Here is a 24852-nt window from a genome sequence, read left to right on the forward strand (position 1 = left end):
TGAACGGCAGCAATTGGGCGTTGCTGCTAAAAGAATACTAATATTAAATTTTTAAAGACTCTCTTTTTAGTGCTGGCAGCAAATCCAAATAAATCCATTTGTATGTTCTTTTGTTTAAATCATTTTACCTAGTTTTAAGCGTCAATTTTTAAAGAACAATTTTAGCATATGAATTTTTCACTCCCCTTCAAGCAAATCGCTTACAGTTTCCTTATTGCTTTATTATCGTTTTCATGTAGCAAAAAAACTGAAAACAGCACAGAAGTACCCAAAATCCAATTTTCCGAGGAAATTGCGAAAGAGGTGAGTTTTGTAACAAATGGTGAAGTCCATTTTGATGATCAAATACAGGTGATTTTTAACAATCCCGTGATTGAGGAAAATGAAGTTGATAGCAGCCCCGAGGATGTTTTTAGTTTCAGCCACTCATTAGATGGGAAAGCTGTCTGGGTTAGTACTAGCGTACTAAAGTTTATTCCAAAGGAGGATTTACCCATGAGGGAGAAAATTGAAGGCCAGCTTGATTTGCAAAAGCTTTCCTCAAATTTTAAGGAGAAAAATCTAGAGAATTTAAGTTTTAATTTATTGATCTTAGGCAGGGAAATCAGCAGTTTCACAGGGGACTTAGATCTAGTTGACAGAAATAATCCTAAAAAAGTGTTGTATAGCGGTGGTCTGTCATTTACTGAGAAGACATCGCTAGAGGCTGTAGAGATGGCTACAGAGATTGAAGGAGGTGATATCCAATTGAACTGGAGTAAATTAGATGACAAGAATTTCAAATTTACCTCAACTGCAATAAACAGAACTGATAGAGAGCAGGAATTCAGTTTTAAAATTGATAAAAAGACCCTCAATATTTCAAACGGTTATTCGGAAGTTTTCAATATAGCTCCGATAACACAAATGAAAATGACAAAATTGTCAGCAGATGAGAGTGGTAAAAAACCAAGGTTGCGCTTAACTTTTTCTGATGACTTGGATGTGGATCAAGATATAACAGGTCTAGTGAGCATCTCACCTAATGTGAAAATATCACCTAAAAAACTGGGGAAAGCAGTAATCCTAGATGGAGAATTTAAGTTTGGTGAAAGTTATTCTGTTACCATTGAAAAGGGGATTCGAAGTAAGTGGGGAACCAAAACAGAGAATATAAAGACAGAAGAAATTAGCCTGTCTAATATTCAGCCTCAGATTGAATTTGGATCAAATGGAATCATCTTACCCTCATCAAACCAAAGTAAAATTCAGTTTTATACCTCAAATCTGCAACGTGTTCATCTTGAAGTTAAAAAGCTGTACACAAATCAAATTGGTCAGTTCCTGAAAGCAGAACAACTCAAGAGTGAAAAAACTAGGAATAAAGCTTTTAATAATGATTATTCAAGTACTGTGGGTGTCATTGTAAAAAATCAAACGATTGAACTGAAGGATAAAAAGAATGAATGGGTATTAAATGAATTTGACTTATCCGATTTATTTTCAACTTATCAGCATGGTGTGTTTTTAGTACGAGTTAATTTTACTCCTTCCGATGTGAGCATTCCAATTGAAGGAGATAAATTGAATCATATTCAGGAAAAAGGTCAGATATACAAACCTTTGTTTATAAGTGATTTAGGGATCACGGTAAAAAGTACATCTAGTGGCTTGGATATTTTTGCCACTGATTTGGTTACTGCTGAGCCAGCTTCAGGTGTGGATATTAAGTTATTGGATTATAATGGCAACGTAGATTATACATTCACTACTGGCTCTGATGGGCATGTCCATTCTAACAGGAGCTATTTTTATTATTTGTTAGCAGAAAAAAGCAATCAAATTACTGCCCTGAAAAAGAATGAAATGCAGTGGAGCACATCAGGATTTGATGTAGGAGGTAGTTATTCAAATAGAGATAGAACCAAAGCATTTATATATACGGAAAGAGGGGTTTATCGTCCGGGAGATTCCGTTCATGTTAGTGCAATAGTCAGAAATTCCAATAATACATTCCCTAGAAGTAATAAAGCAACGATCACTGTTCGTGATCCTGAGTATAAAATTATTCATGAGGCTACCAATCCTAGATCTACAGATGGACTTTTTGTTTTTGCTTTTCAAACGGAAGCTAATGCTCCTACTGGCAATTACACCATAAGAATCAATGCTGGAGGTTCGTCATTTAGTGAAAACTTAAAGATTGAAACAGTGGTTGCGGAGAAATTAAAAGTGATGGTTAAGCCTGAAAAAAGCACTTTTAGCTGGACAGATAAGACCTTGGATTATGATATAGAATCTCGTTATTTATTCGGAACCCCAGCTTCTAATCTTAAGACTGAAGTTAGTGTCGAAATTCTTCCTTGGGAGATCAATTTCCCAAAGTATAAAGACTTCAATTTCAGCAGAGCGGACGTTGAGTTTAAACCGCTAAGCCAGAATGTTTTAAAATCTCAATTAGATGAGGAGGGCATGCTCAGCAGTAGTTGGGTGATTCCGGAATTAGGAACTATCCCATCAGCTTTAAAAGCAAAGTTGGTGGCAAAGGTTTTTGAAACGGGTGGTCAGCCAAATGAAAATTATAATGTTGTTGAACTCCATCGGTATCCGAATTATGTGGGATTAAAAGACCCTAGCGGTTATCATTATTATAAAACAAGCGAGGAGGTTAGATTCCCTGTTGTCTTATTAGATGAGAATGGTAATAAAATGAGTGGGAAATCCCTTCAATACAAAATTTACAGGAACGACAGCAGATGGTGGTACCAATATAATAATAGAAGAAATTACCAGCTAAAATATAAGGAAGACAGTCAGACTTATCTGGAAACAGAAGGGAAAATCACTACTTCGCAAAATATGGATTATATCAGTTTTAGTCCCCAAGAAAGCGGAGAGTATTTGATAGAAGTAAGTGATGGTGGAAACGGACATGTTAGCTCTTCATTTTTTAGTGCATACCGATATGGGAGTGTTCCTGGCGGAGATTTAAATGAAGGCAATTTAGCTTTGAAGGCAGATAAAGAAAAATATGCACCTTATGAAACTGCCAAAATAAAATTACCTAATCCTAAATCAGGAAGGGTCTTGGTTACCTTAGAGCAAGGAGATGACATGATAGATTGGTTTTGGGTAAACCCTTCTGATGAGTCGTCAGATGAATTGATTCTCGATATTCCTATCAAGAAAAATATGGTTCCTAATGTCTATGCAACTGTATCCGTGATTCAACGGCACGAGCAGACTCAAAATGACAGGCCCATCAGAATGTTCGGAATTATTCCAATTATGGTGGAAGACCCAGATACTAAAATTGGATACAATATCAATTTGGCTCAAAATCTAGTGCCAAATGAAGATTTCGAGGTGAATATTAATACCACTAATGGCAAAAAGTCACAGTTTACCATTGCTGTAGTAGATGAAGGACTACTAAGTCTAACCCAATTTAGGACACCTAATCCTTGGGTATCATTCTATAAAAAAATTGGTCTACAGGTAAGTACCTATGATGTGTTTTCTCATATAATCAGTGCCAATAAAAATGATGTATTTCAAACTTTTTCTATTGGGGGTGGGCTAGAAATGGACTACCGAGAATCACAAACAGACCTCAATGATGATACGAAAAGATTCAAGCCGGTTAGTATGTTTAAAGGGCCATTTATGACTGATGCGAATGGGAATGCTAGCGTGAAATTCCATATGCCTAATTATAATGGCGCAGTGAGAGTCATGGTAGTAGGAACTCAGAATGGAAGTTATGGACATGCCGACAAAACGGTGCCTGTGAAATCGGATATTATTATGCAACCGACCATTCCGAGGATTTTAAAACCAGGGGATGAATTCACTTTGCCTGTTGCACTGTTCAAGGTAAATGAAAGTGTTAAAACGGCTAAGTTTGATTTGAAAATTGAGGGACCTTTAGAAATAATTGGTGCTGTCTCCAAAACTGTTGACTTTAGCAAGCAAGACGATACGCAAATCAAATTTAAGGTAAGAGTAAAAGAGGCTGTGGGTCAAGCCAAAATTAGAATCGAGGGCGTTTCAGGAAATATTAAAGTTGAAAACGAGACTGATATTGCCATTACACCTTCTGCAACAAGGGTTTATGATAAGAATACAGTAGATGTTAATGTTGGTAAAAGCATTGATATGAAAGTTCCCAAAATAGGTATTGAGGGTACTAACTATGCTACATTAGATATCAACATATTTCCTAATATGGATTTTGAGCATCGATTGAAATGGTTGATCCGTTATCCCTATGGTTGCATAGAACAAACAGTATCTTCTGTTTTCCCTCAATTATATCTGAAGAAAATGGGCTATTTTGACAAGGAAGAGTTCAGTGAGATTGATGAGAACATCAATGAAGGTATAAACCGTTTACAACAATTCTTGCTTAGTGATGGTAGTTTTTCCTATTGGCCAGGAAGCAGCAAAGCTTCAGAATGGGGTACCAATTATGCAACGCACTACCTGATCGAAGCCAAAAATCTAGGATATTCAGTCCCTGATTTTATGTATGATGGTGCCATTGATGGATTAAGTAGACAATCGAGTCGTAGGAGAGGGAAGTTAAGTACTAGGGTGAACAGAGTATTTATCCTCAGCTTGGCGGATAAAAGGCCAATCTCAGAGATGAATTTGTTAATGGAGAATGAACTTTCCAAAATGAATAATGCTGAAAGATGGATGTTAGCCGCAGCTTATCATCTTTCAGGTGTAGAGAATGTTAAAGAAAATATACTATCAGAGGCAAGCACAGAAACAACGGAATATGAAGCCTTCTCTTATAATTTTGGGTCTAAATATCGTGATGATGCTATAATTTTATATTGTGCCACTTTGATGGAGGATATGGAAACAGCAGAATTAATGGCCAAGCAGGTAGCAAAAGGATTATCTTCGAAAGACTATTTAAGCACCCAGAGTTCCGGTTATATGTTATTGGCCTTAGGACATTACTTTGATAAAGCAGATATCGACTTGAGTGCTGGAAAGGTAATTAAAGGCGAAATTAAACTTTCTGATGGCAGCACAGTAGAATTCAATGAAAATGGAAGGTTTAGAATGCCAGTAAAAAATAATTTCAGTCAAAACCTCAGCATTAGTTTGAGCGATGATTCCAATGTCGATAAAGTTTATGCCGCCCTTTCCTGGACAGGTGTCCCACTAAAGGATGAAGCTCCCAAGGAAGAGAAAAATCTCTCATTAGAGGTGGATTATTACGATGACGAAGGAAGAATGATAAATCCAGAAAGCACTAAGCAAGGCCAAACTTTTTATGCTAGATTCAGAGTCAAAAACACTAGTCCGGCTAGCAGAGCTTCTGAAATTGCATTAGTTCAAATCTTGCCTTCCGGTTGGCAAATTGATAATACCCGATTAAAAGGATCAGTGGCTCCTGAATGGATGAATAAATGGAATATTAACAAAGAGGATTATGTTGATATTAGAGATGACAGAGCCATGTGGTTTTTTGATCTAGTGGGGAATACGGAATATGATTTCGTAATGAAGTTAAATGCAGTTTCAGCAGGGGAATATCAACTTCCGGCAACCATCGTAGAGGCAATGTATAACCCAGATTATAAAGCCAGAAATACAAGTAAAAAGGTTTATGTTGAAAGCATGGATTAAAATTAAGAAATGGCAATGGGTATTGGTCGTATTCTTTTCTGTTGCCATTATTTATTTGTTAGTTCCTTTCAGAAGACCTTATTTTTCAGTTGACTATAGCACAGTTGTAAAATCAGATCGTGGTAGTCTTTTACATGTTTTCCTTAATGAGAATGAACAATGGTTTTTGCCTCCTGACACCTCTGCTATACCCCAAAAACTTGAAACAGCTGTACTTCTATATGAAGACCAGGATTTCTACTCACATTTTGGTATTGATTTCGGAGCAGTTTTTCGTGCAATCAATCAAAATATAAAAGCAGCTAGAATTGTGAGCGGGGCGAGCACTTTAACCATGCAAGTGGTTCGCTTAAAACATCAGAACAAAAGGAATTTCTTTTACAAAACTCTGGAAGCCATCGAGGCGATAAAGCTGAATTTACACTATTCTAAAGAGGAAATTCTCAGAATGTATTTGCAGCACGCCCCCTATGGTGGTAATGTAATTGGTTACCAGACGGCAACACACAAATTCTTCGGTAAACAAATTAAATCTCTCACTTGGAGTGAAGCTGCTACCTTGGCTGTACTTCCAAATGCACCTGGACTAATTTATCCTTCAAAAATCAATAATAAGTTAATAGAAAAGCGAAATTCTTTATTGAAAAAGCTTTATGAAAAGGAATGCATAGATAAGCTTACTTATGAATTAAGTACTTTGGAAGCTGTTCCTGATGATTTCATACCCTTTAAAAGTTCGGCCCCTCATGCGGCTTCGTTTTTAAAGACTCAGTATCCTAATCGAAAAATATTACACACTACAATAGACGAGAAGCTACAAAAGAGATCAAACCTTATTGCTCAGAAATATAAAGAGTTATATGAAGAGGATGGAATTACTAGCCTCTCCTTCGCAATTTCAGATTCGAAAACAGGTGAAATCAAAGCTTATGTAGGCTCCCCGGATTTTTATGATAATGCAAATAAAGGACAAGTGGACGGTGTGTTGGCGCATAGGTCAAGCGGCAGTGTTCTAAAACCTTTTCTATATGCCTTAGGCATGGATGAAGGAATGATTATCCCTGAAACTTTTATCAGAGATCTTCCGACTTATTTTGATGGCTTTTCACCTAATAATGCGAATGAAGATTTCCAAGGTGTGGTGACGGCCAAAGAGGCTTTGGTTAAATCCCTTAATATACCTGCTGTTCGTTTGCTTAATGGCTATGGTTTATTCCAGTTCTACAGTTTTCTTAAAGAAGCCGGAGTAAGTAGCTTATTTCGGTCCGCTGATGAATACGGTTTGCCATTAATACTTGGAGGAGCAGAAGTAAGTGTGTGGGATATGGTCAGACTCTATAGGGGGCTGGCCAATGAGGGCAAATTCTCAGATAATATTATTTTAAAAGAGCAAGTAGGGAAATCTCAGGAAAGTGCCCAGTTGATAAGCGCAGGCAGTACTTATTTGACTCTCGATATGCTAAAAGACTTAAAGCGACCAGGTAGTGAATATTTTTGGCAGAAATTTGATAATTCTAGAGAGTTCTCGTGGAAAACAGGAACTAGCTATGGACATAAAGATGCTTGGGCAGTTGGTTTAAATCCTGATTATACCATAGCTGTTTGGGTGGGAAATTTCGATGGAGAAAGTAATAAGAATTTAAACGGGGCGAATTCTGCTGGCCCTATTCTTTTTGATCTTTTGGAAGCACTTCCGTCCGACTCTCAAAATGAATGGTTTGAGTTCAATGAAGTGGACTTTCAAAAACTTGAGATTTGTGCTATTTCAGGATTTAGGTCATCGCAGAATTGCAAGGAAACGGAGCTTGTTAATGCACCTTACAATATGAAATCAATGAAAAGTTGTGACTACCATCAGACGAAATATTTAAATCGTCAATTGGATTTGCAGACTTGTTCAGCCTGTTGGGATCAATTAGGTGCAGTTCCAACTAAAGTATTGGAATATCCTGCAGATATTGCTTATTATCTAAGAAAAAAAGGGACTTTTGTTGAGGCAATACCTCCGCATAATCCTGAATGCACTAGATATAAAGCGGAAAATAGCAGTAGGATAATCTATCCCAATATGGATGCTAAATTATTTCTCCCCGTTGATTTTAATGGCAAATTGCAAAAGGTCATTTGTAAAGTGGGTCACACGACTTCCGTTAAAAAAGTCTATTGGTACCTTAATGAAGTTTTTCTGGGAGAAACTGATCGACAGCACAAAATGGCTGTTCAATTTAATTCGGGATGGAATGAGCTTAAAATAGTAGATGATTTAGGGGGAGAAGATACCCAGAAAGTTTTTGCTGTAGTGAGAGATTGATTTCAGTATTTTATCATTCTATTTCAGTATTTAAAGAACTTTCCGATATTTTGTAAATCAAGCTGGCAATAGGTTTTTCAATCGTTTTGGTCGCTGTACCTTCGCATGTCAGAGAAACAAAACCCTAATAGAATGAAAATGAGAGTTTTTGCAACCGTAATATTGTCTGTATTGGCTACGGCCGTTTTTGCACAGCAACAAATGCCAATGCCACAACAAGAAGTTTCAACAGACTTTAGTGATCAGGAGATTGAGACCTTTGTGGAAGCCAACTTGGATGTCACTAAAGTACAACAAGCAGCAGAGAAGGAGGCTATGGGAATCATCAAAGAAAATGATTTAGAATTAGAAAGATTTAACGAGATTGTAGCTATCCAGCAGGGGCAATCTGATGAAGAGGCAAGCCCTGAAGAAATGAAAGCCTTTAATGCTGCAGCTCAGGAAATTATGGCTAATAACCAAGAAACGCAGTCAAAAATGCTTTCAGCATTGGAAAAACATGATATTAGCCAAGAAAAATACCAACAAATCATGATGGCCTATCAACAAGATGAAGACTTTAGAAAGAAAGTTGATACGGTCGTTCAAGCTAAATCCAAAGGATAGAAGCAGATTTTTTTTCATAAAAAAGCCATTCATTACTAAAAATGAATGGCTTTTTAGTGTTTTTATTTGATAATTTTTCTAATTATCACCAATTGTAAAATCCTTATCTCTGCTTAATTTGACCTCGTAGTCAAATCTCCATTTGCCTTTATATTTAGAATTCCACACTAAAATCTGACCTTTTTTATCCGGAAGTTCTAATTCAAAAGTGCCGTCCATTTGTGGGACCGTGCCAATTCTGTGAACTTCAACAATCATATTGGTATTGATCCCGTTTTTATTATTTTTTTGAAATGTTATGTGCCCTAGCATATAAGTTTTCCCGTCAGCTTTTTTTTCAAACTTATATTTTACCATAAAGTCCTTGTTTTGTGCGGTATGTGGGTACTCAGTTTGAAAAATGATAAGGCTAAATAAGATAATTAAGAATTTCATGTGTACAAGTTTATTTTCAAAGGTCACATGGAATAGTCAAAATTCAAAAGCCTAGCTATCTAACCTTCAATGACCTGTTATATTCATTTCGGTTGGTATGCAGGGTTTATGACTATTTCATGGTGTTGCATTTTTAAGTTTAAACAGATCAAAAGAAAATTCGCTATCATCTTCTTTTTCGTATTGATTATTATTGAAAAGATGGAGTCCCTCCTTATTTATGAAGGTGATGCCAAATGAATACTTTTTAGCATTTATAGGGCTCTCCCCAACTATTTCAAAGTCTTTATTTAAAATAATAATGGAAGCGTTTTTACCTAATGTGCTTCTATCGGCAAATTTATCAGTGGGATTGTAAACAAAGCGATAATAGACCTTTCTCCATCTGTCATATTTAAAGCCTGAATAAAAGCCCTGTTTTGCCTGCAATCTAAAAGTTCTTTCATCATCATTATAAACCTCATTGGCTAAGGGTTTTAAGGTGTTCATTTCCGATGAGCCGGCAAAGTGCTGTGTCTTATTACCTTGAGCATCTATAACATAAATATATTCATCATTTGGGAAGCTCATGATGATATTTTTATTTACCTCGTTAAAAATAGGAATTGCTTGTCTATAACTATGTTTATCCCAAAAGCCTTCATCGTATTTCTCAGATAAATTGTATTGAGTGCCAAAAGCTTTCCTATCAATATCAAATTCTATCATACCATAATCTGAAGAGGTAGCATTTTCCATAGGAGAAGGGGAAGTTGGAAAGTACAGCGTTCCCTCGTTAAAGTATGCTGGATGGCCTCCGTCCGCAAATATAAAATGCATGTCACCAAGGCTAATGTCATATTTATCTATATTATTTCCAGCAGAATCTACAAGATAAATTTGTTGGGGTAATGGATCAAACAGGAAAATAGAATCAAAATTGTGCATATGGGCATAGTTTATACTTTTTGGAACTGCATTTGGCCCTTTAAAATCATAATGGATTTCATGCAGTAAATCCTGCGATTTCAAATCATAGATGGAAGTATATTTTCTGTGAGAATGGAAGAATAGCAAATATTGAGGATTGTGATTTGGATATACTTGTACTCCTCTTGTGTAGGCGGTTTTATGGTTTTCTAGATTGAAATTTAGGGAATTTTGTATTTCTAAGGTAAAATTGGCCTTTTGGTTTTCTGTTTTTTGATAAGAGTTTTGGCAGGATGAATTTAGAATGCATATAAAAATCGTGAAAAGGAATGCTAACTGATTTTTAGTGAATCTTATCATATTTTATATGATAAAGGGGGCTGTATCTGTTTGTATAAATATATTTAATGTTAGCAAACATAAAAATTCAATACAAATTTTAACTAAAAAAGAAAGAGTATTTATTTAGTTATGGGTTACTTCGACAAAAAAAAGCCCCTCAGATATCTCTAAGGGGCTCACACTATTACTTATGATTATTGATTCTTACTTAGAATCTTTATTATCATCATCATTTACTTCTTCATATTCCACGTCATCTACGCTATCGCCACTTTCGCCTTCTGCTTGTTGCCCAGCGTCTCCGCCTGGCTGTCCTTCAGCACCACCGGCTGCTTGTTGCGCTTGGTAAATCTCCTGCGAAGCCGCTTGCCATGCAGTGTTCAATGCTTCCATTGTGCTGTCAATCGCTTCAACATCTTGACTGCTGTGTGCCTCTTTCAATTTGGTTAAAGCATCGTTGATGGCCGTTTTGTTGCCTTCAGAAAGCTTGTCTCCAAATTCTTTCATTTGCTTCTCAGTCTGGAATATTAAAGAGTCAGCTTGATTGATTTTGTCAATCTTCTCTTTCTCTTTTTTATCGGTTTCAGCATTTGCTTCCGCCTCTTTTCTCATTTTCTCGATTTCCTCTTCGGACAATCCTGAAGAAGCCTCGATTCTGATTTTCTGTTCTTTTCCTGTTCCTTTATCTTTAGCAGATACATTCAAGATACCGTTAGCATCAATGTCGAATGTTACTTCAACTTGAGGTACACCTCTTGGTGCTGGCGGAATTCCATCTAAGTGGAATCTACCGATTGAACGGTTATCTTTTGCCATTGATCTTTCACCCTGCAATACATGGATTTCCACTGAAGGCTGATTATCAGAAGCAGTACTAAAAGTTTCTGACTTCTTAGAAGGAATCGTTGTATTTGATTCGATCAACTTTGTCATTACTCCACCCATGGTTTCAATACCTAATGACAATGGAGTTACATCTAATAATAATACGTCTTTAACCTCACCAGTTAATACTCCACCTTGAATCGCAGCACCAATTGCTACAACCTCATCAGGGTTTACTCCTTTAGAAGGCTTTTTGCCAAAGAATTTTTCAACTTCTTCCTGAATTCTTGGAATACGGGTTGAACCTCCAACCAAGATTACTTCATCAATCTCAGAATTTGATAAACCTGCATCTTCTAAAGCTTTCTTAACAGGAGCCATTGATCTTTTCACTAAGTCGTCAGCCAATTGCTCGAATTTTGAACGGCTTAATTTTCTTACCAAGTGCTTTGGCACGCCATCTACTGGCATGATATAAGGCAAATTCACCTCTGTTTCAGTAGAACTTGATAACTCAATTTTAGCTTTCTCGGCAGCTTCTTTCAATCTTTGCAAGGCCATTGGGTCTTGCTTTAAATCGATACCTTGCTCTTCCTTAAATTCGTTTGCTAACCAGTTGATAATTACCTGATCGAAGTCATCACCACCTAAGTGTACATCACCATTAGTTGATTTTACTTCGAAAACGCCATCACCTAATTCTAATATAGAGATATCAAAAGTACCACCACCTAGATCGTAAACGGCTATGTTTTGATCTTTATCTCTTTTGTCTAATCCGTAAGCCAAAGCCGCAGCAGTTGGCTCGTTAATAATTCTTTTTACTTCCAATCCTGCAATTTGTCCAGCTTCTTTCGTAGCCTGACGCTCTGCATCGTTAAAGTAAGCAGGCACTGTAATTACAGCTTCTGTCACTTCTTGTCCTAAGTAATCTTCTGCAGTGGACTTCATTTTCTGAAGGATCATTGCAGACAATTCTTGAGGTGTATAATTTCTGTCTCCTACTTTTACTCTAACTGTATCATTATTTCCAGATTCAACTTTGTAAGAAGCAATTTTTTTCTCTTCTGAAATTTCAGAAAACTTCTTACCCATAAATCTTTTCACTGATGCTATTGTGTTGGCAGGGTTTGTAATAGCTTGACGTTTTGCAGGATCACCTACTTTTCGTTCGCCTTTCCCTTCATCCAAAAATGCTACAATTGAAGGTGTAGTTCTTCTACCCTCACTGTTGGGGATGACAACGGGCTCATTACCCTCCATTACCGCCACACAGGAGTTGGTAGTACCTAAGTCAATTCCAATAATTTTTCCCATGATCTATTTATTTTTCTAATTCTAAATTCATTTTTCACAATACATAACAATGGATGTGCCAATAAGAAATAGACTCATATTATCTGACATTATGACATTTGTGAAGTAAAATCATGGAAAATCGTCTGCTTTTATAGCTAATTGATTTTGAAAAACCTTTATTTTGTCATTCATATCAATCGTGTCCAATGATTCAAAAAGAACATGAACGAATTCAAAACGATAGACATCAATTACAAATCGTAGTTATGGCTGAAAATATCCGAACTCCTGAAAATGCAGGGATGATTATGAGATTGTCCGAGGCTTTTGGGATTGAAAAGATATATTTTGTCGGTAAACATGCCATTGATTTGACAACTAAAGTCAAAAGAGCTTCTAGAAATACTTACAAAACCATAGAATATGAATTTGTAAATGACGGAAAAAGTGAAATTAGTTTATATAAAAATGCAGGATACCAACCGATTGCAATTGAGATTACGGAAAAGAGCAGGCCCATTTATAATCTCGCAGTTGGTCCTTTCAATAAAATATTGTTGGTTGTAGGCTCCGAAAGGCAAGGTATAACTGAGGGACTATTAAATCTCTGTCAATATCATTATCATATCCCGATGTTTGGGCAAAACTCTTCAATTAATGTGGTGAATGCCTTGGCAATTGGCTTGTTCAAAGTAACAGAGAATTAGTAGAACCGATTAATTTGCCTCTACTTTCTTGATTAGCTCTTCAATAATCTTTTCAATGCTCATGCCCTCAGCATCTGCTTTAAAGTTTTTTACCAAACGATGACGTAGAACTGGTACTGCAACTGCTTTCACGTCTTCAATATCTGGAGAGTATTTTCCGTTGAGCAAGGCATTGCATTTTGCTCCCTTAATCAAGAATTGAGATGCACGAGGTCCTGCTCCCCATTCCAAATATTCGTTAGTGATATTAAATGCTTTGTTGGTATTAGGTCTTGAACTATGAACTAATTGAACTGCAAATTCTATAACATTATCAGTAACAGGTACTTTATCCACTAATTTTTGAAAATAAAGGATCTCCTCTGAGGTCATCACTGCATTGACCCCTTCAAGCTCTTGTCCAGTATTTCTTACAATATCCAATTCATCTTCATAAGAAGGATAGTCCAAAGTGATATTAAACATAAAACGGTCTAGTTGAGCTTCAGGAAGAGGGTAGGTTCCTTCTTGCTCTATTGGATTTTGTGTTGCAAGTACGAAAAATGGATCTGGCAACGCATAGGTTTCACCTGCAACGGTCACATTTTTTTCTTGCATCGATTCCAATAGTGCCGCTTGTGTTTTAGGAGGTGTTCTATTGATTTCATCTGCCAAAATTATATTATTGAAAATCGGGCCTTTAATAAACTTAAAGTTTCGATCCTTATCTAAAGTTTCAGCTCCTATAATATCAGATGGCATTAAATCAGGAGTAAACTGAATCCTATTGAATTTCAAATTCATAGCAGAAGCTACCGTATTGATTAATAAAGTTTTGGCCAATCCTGGAACGCCTACTAAAAGACTATGAGCGTGACAGAAAAATGAACTAATAACTAATTTTATAACATCATCTTGCCCAACAATTACTTTTGAAATTTCCTTTTTTAAATTTTCGAATTTTTCATGTAAAGCATTTGCCGCTTCTACTTCATTTTCAAATTTCTCCATATTGATTAGTTAAGAATTTGGCAGTCTTTGTAATGATCGTCCAAAACAATGAATACATCACTTTTTGATTCCTCAAACCACTTTGCCAATTTTTCACTTCTTTTTTTATTTAATGCAGCTTGTTTAATTTTTTGATAATCAATTCTAATATCAGCTCTATGAGGTCTTATTCTATCTTTATAGTATAGTATTCTTACTGCTTCAGACCGGTCTTGCTGCCTGAACTCAATTGGTTTTGTAATGCTTCCGACCTCCATTGTATCAATAGTGAAGAACACATTAGGATCCAATTCATCTACAGAAATTTTGGTACCTCCCGCTTCACCTTCCATAAAATATCCTCCATTTGAAGAGGTATTCATGTCATCGGAATGTTCAGCTGCAGCTGCTTCAAATGTAATGCTATCTTTGATTATTAATGTCCTAATACTATCTAAGAAATTTATTGTTCTGTCCATATCATTCTTAGTGAATTTTGGTAAGATCAGAATATGACGAGTATTAAACTCATTTCCCCTTCTTGCTAATAACTCAATAATATGAAATCCAAAATCTGTTTCAACTGGTTTTGAAATTTCCCCTGGCTTTAGCCTTAAGGCAGTAGCTTCATACTCAGGTGCTAATTGCCCTCGTTCAAAAAAACCAATGTTACCACCAGATTGTTTTGCGCCTGGTTCCTGTGAGTATAGTCTTGCAATATCATCAAAATTCTCCCCTTCAAGAATCCTATCACGCAATCCATTCAGCCTAGCTCTAATATTGTCTTTAGCTTCTTTGCTCATGGTAGGCTTTTTTACTATCTGTCCAACTTGCACTTGTGTTGAATAAAAAGGGAGGCTATCTCTTGGGATATTGTCAAAGAAGGTTTTCACCTGTCTTGGGGTTACTTCAATGTCGGAAGTAATAGTACGTTGCATTTCGCCAATTATCATTTGCTCTCTTACATCGCCTCTGATCTCCACCTGAAATTCTTCTAGTGTTTTGCCATAATACTCTTCTATCTTTTCTTCAGAACCTATTTGCTGCACCATCATTTTCATTCGGTTTTGAACTTGTGCATCTACTTGTGCCTCTGATACGGTAACAGAATCTATTTCAGCTTTGGCTAACATTAATTTATTAATGACAAGGTTTTCCAAAACCTCACACCTGGCTTCTGGGCTTCTAGTCATGCCACCCCTTGATAAGAAGTCTTTATAGGCAAGGGATAAATCCGATTCTAGGATAATATAATTATCAACTTTAGCTATAATTTTATCTACCACTTCTCCCTCGGATTGAGATTTAGATAATAATGGCAAAACTAAAAATGCCAATAAAAGTGCTATGGATTTATTTTTACTGATTGTAAATTTCATATTTGTTTGAACTCTTCGCTTTTTCAAAAACTTCCTCTTCTAATTGGTTGGCCAAAGCCACCTTTCTTTTATTTAAAATAATTTGCTTAATATCATTTCGTACAAATTCCAATGGTGAAATCTGATCGGATATTTTGTATTCTTTTATTCGTAAAAAGTATAAATTCTCATCATTTGAATCTTCTACAAATCTATTGGATTTCAAAAAGTCAACTTTATTGGTTACACTTACAAATGGAGTGTTTCTGATTGCCTCATCAAAATTTATCCAAACGGAGTCTTCTAAAAAGTAGGTTTCGGCAAATCTAAAACAGTATGATTTTAATTCCTTGAAGTCTTCAGACTTATCGGAATTAATTAACATTTTGAGTTGGTTTATTTTAGGAGCGTCTTTGGTGACCGTTATAAAATAGCCTCTTATAATATTTTGTTTTAGCTCAAAATTATCTTTATTATCATTGTAATACGTCTCTATTTCCTCTTGGCTAACAAGGGTGTCCAGATTATTTCCCACATAATATTTTTTATACTCATGAACCATCAGCGCATAGCGGTAATCTAAAACTTTCCTCTCGATGGAAGCTTGATCGAAATTAATTTTTTCGGCAGCTTCTGATATGAGCAATTGCTTTTTAATCCATGAATTGACATATCTGTTCACCAAATTGGCGCTGTCTTTTGGGCTGATTTCATTTCCAACGATTCCGTTTAAATCTTTTTGATAAAGAGTAGAGTTCCCAACTTTTGCCACTGGAACTTGGATTTCCTCTTTGCCTTCCTCTTCTGATTCGAAATTTTTTAGGTTGATGTAATCACAACCCATGAAGCAAAGAGTGAAGCCAAGTGACAGTATGATTGATAAATTATTTTTCAATTTCTGATTTTATTTTATTTAAGACGCTCTCATTTACGGAGACCTCATATTTTTCTTTGAGTTGCCTGATCCACTCATCCTCAAGATGCTTTTGATAATCTTCCATTACTTCCGCACGAGCTTCCTCAAAAGATTTTTGCTTTGGAGGGATGCTCTCGACAGCATAATTTAATTCTATCATCCCTTCCTGAGTCACAGTCTTGATATAATCCCCTTGCGTTTTATTTTTCCATTTTGAGTCTTGCTTAACATCAATTATTTCAATTGATGCTGTTTCAACACTTTTATTGTTCCCTGCCAAAAGCTCGTTAGCTTCTGAAAGCAACTGCAAATATATTTTATTTTCATCGGAATAGGTAAGTTTCACCACTTCCATATTGCCAAATGTCTGATTTAAATCTTCAAATAGCTGTAAAGAATCGCTTTCCCCTAAATTTTCAGGTATTTGTAAGCTTATATAATATTTATAGTCAACGCTGTCCGCCTGCTCTAGTTGATCTTTCAAATTCATCTTCATCCTATATTCCAACTTCTGTGTTAACGGAAAATAAGACCCATTTATTGGGTTTTTAAATGGCTTTATTGCGGAGGTATCTGAAAACACAATTTTGGCAACTTTAACAATCTCATTGCTTTTGTATAGCTCTTTATTTTTTTCATAAAACGTTTTCAGGGCTAAACTGTCTTGTCCAATTTTACTCCATATTTTCTGGTTCATAATTTCAAAGAGCAATAAACCGTCTTTATATTCCTGTCGTAACAGTCGATATTCAGGATATTTAGTTTCCAGATTATCTTCTTCGTATTGAATAACGGAGGACTTTTCATATTGCTCTAGTTCGGATTTCAGATCTTTAGATGAATCAAAGCTGTCTAAGAAGTCATTCACGGAATACTTTTTTCCTGATATCGAAAAAAGTCTCGTTTCTAATTCTTTCTTTTTGAAATTTTCTGTCCTCAAATCTTCCTTTTCCTTCAATAAATTGTAAGCTTCAGGATTTGTAGTAAAATTATTTTCTTGCTTCAATTTTTTAATAACTTCAACTTCTTTCAAATCTGATCTTTGGTCACGTTGGACTCTTCTGCTTAGGCTCTCGTGCATACTTTCCAAACTCCCAACGCCTCTCTTGTCTTCTAATTTCAGAATATGCCATCCGTAAGGACTTTTTACGGGAAGTGAAACATCTCCTTTTTCTTCCAGTTCAAAAGCGACTGTTTCTAAAGATGCGGGTAAATTTCCAGCTCCAAACCAAGGTAGGCTTCCTCCCTTATCTTTAGTATTTAGATCTTCCGACTCTTTTGTTGCAAGGCTAAACCAGTTACCACCAGATTGCAACTCCCTGTGTAACTTTTTTATTTCCTTTTCTATATTTACGGAATCCTCTTTTGTAGCCTGAGGGGGAAATCGTTTCATAATATGGGCAATTTTGATCCGACCCAATGTTTCCCTTTTATCGTTTACCTTGACGATATGATAGCCAAATTGAGTCCGTATAATAGGAGATAGTTCTCCAGCAGCCGTTTCAAAAGCTGCAGATTCAAAGGGATATACCATCTGGAAGGCAGTAAACCAACCCAAAAGGCCATTATTACTTTGAGCAGATGGGTCTTCTGAGTACTTCCGTGCTAAAGCCTCGAAACTTTCTCCTGCTTCATATTTTTCTTTTATTTCGCTAATTTTCTGATAGGCTTTTGCTGTGTCCTCTGAACTAGCTTCTTTATCCACCATAATCAGAATGTGGCTTGCATTGATTTCTTGTTGTAACCTTGTGTATGCTTCTTTTACTAATTCCTTGTTTACCTTTTCAGTAGTTAGATAAGGCTTTTTGATTTCTTCTAAGTAACCATTGAGTTCATTTATGTAGGCCTCAGTTGTATCTAGCCCTTCTGCTTTGGCTTCAGTGACTTTCAATTTAAAGTTAATGTACAAATCAAGATATTCCTCAATAGGCTCCACTTCACCTTTATTTCTATTACTTTTTTCATAAGCGTAGGTGAATTCATCGGGAAAGATGGCTAATGAATCTACAGTGAATAAGGGCTTTCCAACGTCAGATTTGGAAGTTTTTTGGGTTGTTTTACAAGAACTGATGAATATAAAAAGAATTGGGATTATTAGTCCTTTAATGTTCCTCATTTGGCTTAAGTGAATTTTGAATGGCAATTTATGCAAATCGATTCAGACAGTAAAATAATAAATACAGGCTATGGGATAATTATATTTAAGAAAATATTTAAAATACTGATTATCAGCAGGTAAGGCGGGGGGTTGAATTTTACTGATATGGATGTATTGAAAAATACTAACGACAAAGGGTAATCATTTAAATTTACTGCGATTTAAATCTTTTGTGTAATATACAAGTGTTCTTTTCTTCTTCATTTTTGAATTCCACTTTATCCATAATTCGCCTAACCAGCATTAAGCCGATTCCACCTTTTTTCTTTGTTTGGACCACTTCTTGTATGGAGGGTTCTTTGTATTTTTTAATATCGAACTTTTCGCCTTCATCTGAAATCTCAAAAGTGACCCCATCTTTTTCGACAAATACTTCCAAATTTATGGCTTCATTGGCATTACAATAATTGGAATGAATAATTAAGTTGGCACAGATTTCATCCACAGCCAATACCATTTGATTGATTTCCAGATCATCATGTACATAAGCCTTTAGCTTTTCGGTTATGAATTCCCGAATATCTTTAAGGCGCGTTTTTTCACAATATACTTTAAGATTGAACTTCATGTAACTTCTTCTTCGCTGTCTGCTTGTCGGTCACTATAATCATTAGTTGATCTAAGCCTAATATTTGGAATACATTCAAAACTTTTTCACTTAAACCATATATCACCATTTTAATATTTTTGTTTTTAAAATCATCTATATATGACATAAAAACTCCCAAACCCGCTGATGAAATATAATTTAAATTTGTTCCGTCAACTAAAATGAACTTTACTGCACTATTATTCGCCAGAACTGTCAAAGCTTCATCTAAGTGAATGCTTGAACTGGCGTCCACATCTCCTTCTATTTTCAGAATGTGGTCTTCTCTCTCTATTTCTGTCGTTATGTTTATCATACAAATCTTATTACGTGCTTGTTTTCAGTAAGTTGACTGCCATGTTATAAAAATCTAATTATTAAAGCAGTATAATCATCATCAAGATTTTCTGTTCCAATAAAATCATATAAATAATTAATCAAACCATCCTGAATTTCCTTAGGACTTTTCTCGCTATTTTGTTCTAAATAGGCACTAAGCCTGTCATATCCGAACTCCTCACCTACAGTATTTTTCGCCTCAATTATTCCATCAGTATATAAAAAAAGAATGTCACCACTATTGTAATGTATTTTGGTGATGTCAATAAATTTTTCAAAACTATCATTGCGAACAATGCCGAGCCCCATGCCATTGTTATGAAAATACTCAGCTCGCGCTTCCTTACTATTATAAAACAATCCGGGACAGTGCCCTGCTCTTGAAAATGTAATGCTCTTTTCATGAGAGTCAATAGTATAATAGGCAGCTGTTATAAAAGAAGTTTTTTCTAAACAGTGGCTTAAGGCGTGGTTTGCTCTGCTGAAAAAAGTTTTAGAATCTAAATCGAATTGCACCAGACTATGAAAAACTCCTTTCATTTGCGACATATTAAATGAAGCGGAAGTTCCTTTTCCTGATACATCACCAATGATGACAGCGGTTTTGTGGTCGGCCGTTTTAAAGAAATCGTAATAATCACCACCAACTTCATCAGCAGATTCATAAAACGCATGCATTTCGAACTCTGTATCTGAAATTAATGAATGCGGTAAAAGACTTTTTTGAACTTTAGAAGCAATTTTTAATTCTTCTCTATAGCGTTCATTTTTTAAAGCTTCAGTTAATAGCTCAAAGTTTTCTATGGAAATACAAGCTTGGTTAACAAAGGAGTTGATGATATTCACCATTTCTTTATTAAAGCCATCAGAGACGTCTTTTAAAACTACTAAAAGTCCGATTTGACGATCTTGTATTATTAACGGCATTACTAAGACTGAACCATAATCAGGATCATTTAGGTTTGATGTGAGCTTAGCAAGATTTAAGTCCTTTTTGAAATTATTGGCTTTTTGCTTATTCAAATAGACGAAAATCCCACTGTCTTGAATGCTTTTTCGGACTTGAGTAATTTTTAAGTCTGTTATATTCGACTTTAGGATTCTTGCGGTCTCGTCATTTTCATGAATTTCCAACCACGCACTAGTAGAGAAAACTGCATTATTACTACTTTCCAATAGTACTTCATAAACCTGATTTTCATTATCTCCCTTTTGAATAGATTGGCTTAAACGCTGAAAATTTAAAACTTCACTAATTTTTTGTTCAAAGACCGAGGATGTAGGAAGATTGAAAAGTATAACCAAAATGGAGATCAGCGCATAAATAAATATGAATCCTGCAATGACCAAAATGAAAATGTTGTCCAGTAAGTCCATAATTAAATTGAACTCCTGCGAAAAACCGAAAAGATTATTGATGAAATAATATAGGTATAATATAACTAAGCCCAGTAGCAAAATACTTCTCCACTTTTGCTTAAAGTTGAGATAGGCTATCCATTTCAGATTGAATGATAATACTAATCCATAAAAGATAAATATGCCCAATAAGCCATTGAATAACCACTGCTGAGAACCAGTTTGGAAGAAGCTGTAAAGTAAAGAGGCCAATAATGAATATTCGAATACCTGCCAGATAATTAATAATCTTTTGTTTTTTTGGTACAGTATTAGCCTTTTCCAAACAATAAAGGTAGATACCAAAAATACGATAACTGCTCCTAAATTAATGTGGTAGAAGAAATTTACGGTCAGCGGATTTTGTAGTAGTTTGCTGTCACTCAATAAATAGAAAAATAAACTTACAGATAGTTGTACGAGAGAAACAATTAGCCCCGTTGAGAAAACATGCCACAGTAAATCAATAAAATTGATACTTTCAGCCTTTTGAATTCTAATTTTGAAAAAGAAATAAAAGAATAGAATGTAAAGGGACAGCAATAATTGGGGAATTTCTTCCGTGATTCCTGCATTAGCTCCATTGATTTCAGCAAATAGCAAAAATAAATCTGCAAGCACCAATGAGAGCCAGCAGAGCACAGCAAATAGTATTGTGAGGCGTAAGAGTCCTTTTTCTGAAATCAAATTTTTATTTATCTAAACTTTGGCAAAATAAGCGTTTAAATATTATTGTGAAAATAGTTTTACAAACATTAAATTCATGCACACAAAAAAAGAATTCAAAATGCTCAAAAAGCTAATATTTATTTTTGCGTTGTTTTTATTTACGCTTGGGTCTGTTTTGGCTCAAATCCAAAAAGGGACAGCTTCATACTATGCAGATAAATTTGAAGGAAAACAGACTGCCAGTGGTGAAAAGTACAAACATAAAAATTTGACTGCAGCTCATAAAACATTACCATTTGGAACCATAGTCAAAGTCACCAATCTGGAGAATCAAGAATTTGTTGAAGTAAGAATTAATGACAGAGGTCCTTTTGTTTCGGGGAGGGTGATAGATTTATCTAGAGCGGCCGCAGAGCAATTGAAATTTATCAATCAAGGATTGACTGAAGTCCAAATTGAAGTAGTGGATGCAGGAGATGGAAGAACAAATAGTAACAGACCAGTTCAGATAGATCAGCAAATTGATAGAGAATCATATTTCGAAATGAAAGTAAAACGAAAAGAACCTTCAGGATATGGCGTTCAAATCGGAAGCTTTCAAGGTTTTGATAATATGCTGAAGCTTTCGGAAAATGTTGAGAAGTCTTATCGGGCTAAAATTTATGTTGAAGTCAAAGAATTGAATGAAGCTAAAGTTTATGCTATCATTTTAGGTGATTATAGTAATAGGAAAAGGGCGGATAAGCTAAAAGCGAAAATTACTGACCGTTTTCCTGATGCTTTTGTCACCCGGTATTGACCACTAATAGGGGAAAATCACATATACATTTCAACCAAACAAGCAGGTCATGTGTCTTTTGCAAAATGAAAAATGTACCTATTATTTTCTTAATACTAGTTTTGACTTTATCTGCCTGTGGTGATAAAGAAAATATAAGTTTGCAAAAGTGTTGGTCATTAGCCGAGAGGGGTGAAACTATTCAGGTATTTTATCCGTGTGGGGATGATCGTTTAACGCCCTCTTGGTTTCGGGATACTTACCGTTTTTATTCGAACAACAAATGTGAATATTTGGTACTTAGTCCCGTTGATGCGCATTACATGCAGGAAGGTCTCTATTTTTATGATGTCGAAACGTCAATTCTAAAAATAGAAAATCTTGAAGGTGATTTTATCAAAAAATATATTGTTGTGGAAATAGGGCCGGATCATTTAAAATTAGCAGAACTATAGCTTTTCGTTACCTGAATTTGAATGTTTAATCTTCATTTATGGATAAGATCTTAAATCCCATCTCATCTTCCATGTTTTTGTAAATGTAGATTTTGCCATTTTTTACAAAATAAGTTTCTGGAACTTCATCTAAATCAATATTTTCTATTTCATTGATTTGATTTAGGTTTTCATCAAAAATGGTCAAGATGATATTCCAATTTTCATCCTCTTGGTCGGGAGTAGTTGAAAATGATGAAAAGCGGTAATACTGATTTCTATTTTTATCGTAAACGAGCTTCTTGAATCGAATAGCTTTATTCCGTGCCGTCATAATTTTACCTATTTCTTCTCTTGAATCGACATCTTTCCCAAAAATCTGGTTTTTATTGGCACTTAATTGACTAGTATATTTTTTATGGATTATGCTGTCTGATTTTAAATCATAGTAATAAAGTTCATTTTCCATATCATGGGATAAAATATATTTATCGTCTTGGAAATTGGTATACAAATATGTCCTTAACATCATCATTCTTCCATCGATTGTAAGTGAAATGTGATAGTCAGAAAGCTTTTTTAAGTCATTAATGAAAACTACTTTTCGAATTTTTTTGCGCAAGTCAATTTTTGAAAAACCTCGTACGTAGCCGTACCCCTCATTAACCAAGTTAAAAGATATATTTTCTTCTGGAACAAATAATCCGCTTGCCTCCATGCTGAACTCTTTAGGAATCGAATCTCCTTCAAATTCTTCATCCCTGATAATATATTTTTCCTGTAATTCGCCTTTCCGGTTAAATATTAAAATAGCTTGATAAACCACTAAAGCAATTTTATCTTCTGAAATAAAATAGACATCATTCACTCTGTTAGTAGTGCCATTTGGTCCTTCAACTTCAAACGGAATAAAGTCAACTAATTCCAATTTATTCATGTCAATAATTTCTAAACCATGTCTATTATTGGTGTTGAACTTATACATAAAGTCCTTATTGTCATCAAAGCCAAATGAGTAAATTCCAAATTTTGTATCAATGATTTCTCCTTTGGCATCCACCAATGCGGAATCGATTGAAATGGTAATTTCGGATTTTTGGTCATTTTCTCCTGAATTTCCGTCACAAGAGGAAAATGAAATGATGATAATTGAGGCAAGAGAATAGATGATATACTTCATTTCAATGTAAAATTTTGCTTAAGTGGCATGAAGGTATTATAATTTTTACAAAATACTAATAAGTTAGTTTAATTTCTTTTGCTTTTTCCAAAGGATTGAAGCTGATTAAATGTAAATTCGCTTCATAGTTTGAAGATTGAAAAAAATGACAAAAGTAAAAGATAAAATTGCCTGGGTAACTGGTGCTAGTTCAGGAATAGGTGAGGCGATAGTTTATGAACTAATAGCAAAGGGAGCAAAAGTTGTAATTTCAGCAAGACGCAAGGAAGTTTTGGACGAAGTAAAAGCGAAATCTTCTAAGCCTGAAAATATCATGATTCTGCCTCTGGATTTAGCTGATATGAAATCTTTTGATTCCAAAGTAGCCGAAGTTTTGGATCATTTTGGAAGAATCGATATTTTGTTTAACAATGGGGGCATTAGTCAAAGAGGAATGGCTTTAGAGACTGATTTAACCGTTGATAGGCAAATAATGGAAATTGATTATTTCGGTACAATTGCTCTTACGAAAGCAGTTGCTCCCCATATGGTTAATCAAAAATCAGGTCATTTTGTAGTAACCAGCAGCTTGGTTGGGAAATTTGGTTCGCCTTGGCGCTCATCGTACGCAGCAGCGAAACATGCATTACATGGATTTTTTGATTCTTTAAGAACTGAACTTCATGAGTCAAATATCAAAGTGACCATGATCTGTCCTGGCTTTATCAAAACGGATGTGTCAGTTAATGCTTTAGGTTCGGATGGCAAACCAACAGGGGAAATGGACACTGCTCAAGAAAATGGAATGTCAGCCCATGATTGTGCAAAAAGAATTATCAGAGCAGTAGAAAAGAATAAATTGGAGGCTGTAATTGGAGGTGCTGAGAGATTTGGCGTTCTAGTGAAAAGATTGTTCCCTAACATATTTGCCAAAATTATTTTGAAAAGTAATGTAAGGTAAATTATAGAGCAGAAAAAAGGCCCGAAATAGTCGGGCCTTCAATTAGTATTATTAAAAATGTT

At 35.3% G+C, this 24852-nt stretch carries 18 protein-coding genes; 7 read left to right on the plus strand and 11 right to left on the minus strand.

From position 1 onward, the window contains the following. The first annotated feature begins 168 nt into the window (after window positions 1-168). The 3 genes from Q3Y49_RS07935 to Q3Y49_RS07945 all read left to right on the plus strand — a co-directional run bounded on the left by Q3Y49_RS07935 (window position 169) and on the right by Q3Y49_RS07945 (window position 8545). Window positions 169-5628: an alpha-2-macroglobulin family protein gene (locus Q3Y49_RS07935; protein WP_303271768.1), complete on the plus strand. Its 5460-nt coding sequence runs from the start codon at window positions 169-171 to the stop codon at window positions 5626-5628. Next, entirely contained in the window at window positions 5609-7939 is a 2331-nt protein-coding gene (gene pbpC / locus Q3Y49_RS07940; RefSeq protein ID WP_303271769.1) for a penicillin-binding protein 1C, read from the plus strand. The genes Q3Y49_RS07935 and pbpC overlap by 20 nt, the downstream gene beginning before the upstream one ends. 132 nt (window positions 7940-8071) lie before the next feature. Then, complete coding sequence (locus Q3Y49_RS07945) at window positions 8072-8545, plus strand: DUF4168 domain-containing protein (RefSeq protein ID WP_303271770.1); 474 nt, start codon at window positions 8072-8074, stop codon at window positions 8543-8545. 78 nt (window positions 8546-8623) lie between these two features. On the opposite strand, the gene Q3Y49_RS07950 is transcribed toward Q3Y49_RS07945, so the two are convergent. The 3 genes from Q3Y49_RS07950 to dnaK all read right to left on the minus strand — a co-directional run bounded on the left by Q3Y49_RS07950 (window position 8624) and on the right by dnaK (window position 12373). Then, on the minus strand, window positions 8624-8980 hold the full coding sequence (locus tag Q3Y49_RS07950) for a hypothetical protein (RefSeq protein ID WP_303271771.1): 357 nt from the start codon (window positions 8978-8980) through the stop codon (window positions 8624-8626). Window positions 8981-9097: 117 nt separating this feature from the next. Further along, complete coding sequence (locus Q3Y49_RS07955; protein WP_303271772.1) at window positions 9098-10249, minus strand: DUF4221 family protein; 1152 nt, start codon at window positions 10247-10249, stop codon at window positions 9098-9100. Window positions 10250-10435: 186 nt separating this feature from the next. Continuing rightward, window positions 10436-12373 (minus strand): molecular chaperone DnaK, encoded by a 1938-nt coding sequence (gene dnaK, locus Q3Y49_RS07960; RefSeq protein WP_303271773.1) that lies wholly within the window; start codon window positions 12371-12373, stop codon window positions 10436-10438. 188 nt (window positions 12374-12561) lie between these two features. On the opposite strand from dnaK, the gene Q3Y49_RS07965 reads away from it, so the two are divergent. After that, on the plus strand, window positions 12562-13062 hold the full coding sequence (locus tag Q3Y49_RS07965) for a TrmH family RNA methyltransferase (protein ID WP_303271774.1): 501 nt from the start codon (window positions 12562-12564) through the stop codon (window positions 13060-13062). Between the two features lie 9 nt (window positions 13063-13071). On the opposite strand, the gene Q3Y49_RS07970 is transcribed toward Q3Y49_RS07965, so the two are convergent. The 7 genes from Q3Y49_RS07970 to Q3Y49_RS08000 form a co-directional block, all read right to left on the minus strand. After that, window positions 13072-14052, minus strand: a complete 981-nt coding sequence (locus tag Q3Y49_RS07970) for an AAA family ATPase (protein WP_303271775.1) — start codon at window positions 14050-14052, stop codon at window positions 13072-13074. A gap of 5 nt (window positions 14053-14057) precedes the next feature. Further along, on the minus strand, window positions 14058-15410 hold the full coding sequence (locus Q3Y49_RS07975; RefSeq protein ID WP_303271776.1) for a peptidylprolyl isomerase: 1353 nt from the start codon (window positions 15408-15410) through the stop codon (window positions 14058-14060). Beyond that, the gene (locus Q3Y49_RS07980; RefSeq protein ID WP_303271777.1) at window positions 15391-16284 is read right to left on the minus strand and encodes a peptidylprolyl isomerase; all 894 of its coding nucleotides are present in this window, start codon (window positions 16282-16284) and stop codon (window positions 15391-15393) included. The genes Q3Y49_RS07975 and Q3Y49_RS07980 overlap by 20 nt, the downstream gene beginning before the upstream one ends. Beyond that, window positions 16274-18421, minus strand: a complete 2148-nt coding sequence (locus Q3Y49_RS07985; RefSeq protein WP_303271778.1) for a peptidylprolyl isomerase — start codon at window positions 18419-18421, stop codon at window positions 16274-16276. Before Q3Y49_RS07985 ends, Q3Y49_RS07980 begins: the two co-directional genes overlap by 11 nt. Window positions 18422-18614: 193 nt before the next feature. Beyond that, on the minus strand, window positions 18615-19031 hold the full coding sequence (locus Q3Y49_RS07990) for an ATP-binding protein (protein ID WP_303271779.1): 417 nt from the start codon (window positions 19029-19031) through the stop codon (window positions 18615-18617). After that, window positions 19015-19368 (minus strand): STAS domain-containing protein, encoded by a 354-nt coding sequence (locus Q3Y49_RS07995; RefSeq protein ID WP_303271780.1) that lies wholly within the window; start codon window positions 19366-19368, stop codon window positions 19015-19017. The genes Q3Y49_RS07990 and Q3Y49_RS07995 overlap by 17 nt, the downstream gene beginning before the upstream one ends. A gap of 44 nt (window positions 19369-19412) precedes the next feature. Then, entirely contained in the window at window positions 19413-21476 is a 2064-nt protein-coding gene (locus tag Q3Y49_RS08000) for a GAF domain-containing SpoIIE family protein phosphatase (RefSeq protein ID WP_303271781.1), read from the minus strand. A 100-nt stretch (window positions 21477-21576) separates the two neighbouring features. Between Q3Y49_RS08000 and Q3Y49_RS08005 the strand changes: the two genes are divergently transcribed. Together Q3Y49_RS08005 and Q3Y49_RS08010 are read left to right on the plus strand one after the other, a co-directional pair. Further along, window positions 21577-22257 carry an SPOR domain-containing protein gene (locus Q3Y49_RS08005; RefSeq protein ID WP_303271782.1) on the plus strand — a complete coding sequence of 227 codons (681 nt, stop codon included), beginning with the start codon at window positions 21577-21579 and terminating at the stop codon, window positions 22255-22257. 65 nt (window positions 22258-22322) lie between these two features. Further along, the gene (locus Q3Y49_RS08010; protein WP_303271783.1) at window positions 22323-22691 is read left to right on the plus strand and encodes a hypothetical protein; all 369 of its coding nucleotides are present in this window, start codon (window positions 22323-22325) and stop codon (window positions 22689-22691) included. Between the two features lie 25 nt (window positions 22692-22716). Here the strand turns inward: Q3Y49_RS08010 and Q3Y49_RS08015 are convergent, their stop codons facing one another. Then, window positions 22717-23850, minus strand: coding sequence for a DUF4221 family protein (locus Q3Y49_RS08015; RefSeq protein ID WP_303271784.1), 1134 nt, complete (start codon window positions 23848-23850; stop codon window positions 22717-22719). A gap of 145 nt (window positions 23851-23995) precedes the next feature. Here Q3Y49_RS08015 and Q3Y49_RS08020 point away from each other — a divergent pair, with 145 nt between their 5' ends. Next, the gene (locus tag Q3Y49_RS08020; RefSeq protein ID WP_303271785.1) at window positions 23996-24790 is read left to right on the plus strand and encodes an SDR family oxidoreductase; all 795 of its coding nucleotides are present in this window, start codon (window positions 23996-23998) and stop codon (window positions 24788-24790) included. Window positions 24791-24852: the final 62 nt, after the last annotated feature.

This window comes from Marivirga harenae, assembly GCF_030534335.1.
GTDB classification, from domain to species: domain Bacteria; phylum Bacteroidota; class Bacteroidia; order Cytophagales; family Cyclobacteriaceae; genus Marivirga; species Marivirga harenae.

Coding starts and splice junctions, on each gene's coding strand:
- Q3Y49_RS08020 (WP_303271785.1), top strand. CDS start 23,996: ATGACAAAAGTAAAAGATAAAATTGCCTGGGTAACTGGTGCTAGTTCA.
- Q3Y49_RS07945 (WP_303271770.1), top strand. CDS start 8,072: ATGAAAATGAGAGTTTTTGCAACCGTAATATTGTCTGTATTGGCTACG.
- Q3Y49_RS08010 (WP_303271783.1), top strand. CDS start 22,323: ATGAAAAATGTACCTATTATTTTCTTAATACTAGTTTTGACTTTATCT.
- pbpC (WP_303271769.1), top strand. CDS start 5,609: ATGTTGAAAGCATGGATTAAAATTAAGAAATGGCAATGGGTATTGGTC.
- dnaK (WP_303271773.1), bottom strand. CDS start 12,373: ATGGGAAAAATTATTGGAATTGACTTAGGTACTACCAACTCCTGTGTG.
- Q3Y49_RS07975 (WP_303271776.1), bottom strand. CDS start 15,410: ATGAAATTTACAATCAGTAAAAATAAATCCATAGCACTTTTATTGGCA.
- Q3Y49_RS07985 (WP_303271778.1), bottom strand. CDS start 18,421: ATGAGGAACATTAAAGGACTAATAATCCCAATTCTTTTTATATTCATC.
- Q3Y49_RS07970 (WP_303271775.1), bottom strand. CDS start 14,052: ATGGAGAAATTTGAAAATGAAGTAGAAGCGGCAAATGCTTTACATGAA.
- Q3Y49_RS07935 (WP_303271768.1), top strand. CDS start 169: ATGAATTTTTCACTCCCCTTCAAGCAAATCGCTTACAGTTTCCTTATT.
- Q3Y49_RS07995 (WP_303271780.1), bottom strand. CDS start 19,368: ATGATAAACATAACGACAGAAATAGAGAGAGAAGACCACATTCTGAAA.
- Q3Y49_RS07955 (WP_303271772.1), bottom strand. CDS start 10,249: ATGATAAGATTCACTAAAAATCAGTTAGCATTCCTTTTCACGATTTTT.
- Q3Y49_RS08015 (WP_303271784.1), bottom strand. CDS start 23,850: ATGAAGTATATCATCTATTCTCTTGCCTCAATTATCATCATTTCATTT.
- Q3Y49_RS08005 (WP_303271782.1), top strand. CDS start 21,577: ATGCTCAAAAAGCTAATATTTATTTTTGCGTTGTTTTTATTTACGCTT.
- Q3Y49_RS07965 (WP_303271774.1), top strand. CDS start 12,562: ATGATTCAAAAAGAACATGAACGAATTCAAAACGATAGACATCAATTA.
- Q3Y49_RS07990 (WP_303271779.1), bottom strand. CDS start 19,031: ATGAAGTTCAATCTTAAAGTATATTGTGAAAAAACGCGCCTTAAAGAT.
- Q3Y49_RS07950 (WP_303271771.1), bottom strand. CDS start 8,980: ATGAAATTCTTAATTATCTTATTTAGCCTTATCATTTTTCAAACTGAG.